1 protein-coding gene is annotated in these 320 nt (G+C 36.9%); it reads right to left on the bottom strand.

Annotated elements, in window-relative coordinates; all coding sequences use genetic code 11:
- The coding region (locus tag HFD15_RS14080) for a DUF658 family protein (RefSeq protein WP_167593836.1) at positions 1 to 272 on the bottom strand (272 nt) is incomplete at its 3' end.
- Positions 273 to 320: the final 48 nt, after the last annotated feature.

The raw sequence follows: 320 nt of genomic DNA, 5'->3' as shown, positions 1-320 counted from the left end.
TTTCTTCGGTCACGATCAGTTATTTCATCAGAAGTCTTAGACTTTGAACCGCCATAAGGTTTCCAACCGGGATATTTTTCCATCATCGCTTTTTCATTTACGACTGCGATTTTGACTGCGTTATTTTTTGGAGAATTAGCCATACCATTTTTTACCCATCCAGCGACTGAATGAGGTGAAACAAGAAGCATTTTCGAAAGCTCTTTTTTTGTACCAGTTCCCGTTTTTATCCCATTGAAATAAACATCATAAATTTTTTCTAACCTTGCCATCTCCTGCCTCTTTCAATCCACTTAGTTTATTTTTCCATTGCTCATGAA

The organism is Lactococcus sp. EKM203L (genome assembly GCF_011800585.1).
Classification (GTDB): domain Bacteria; phylum Bacillota; class Bacilli; order Lactobacillales; family Streptococcaceae; genus Lactococcus; species Lactococcus lactis.
The sequence above is the reverse complement of the archived record's forward strand: the minus strand, read 5'-3'. Positions and strand labels throughout refer to the sequence as shown.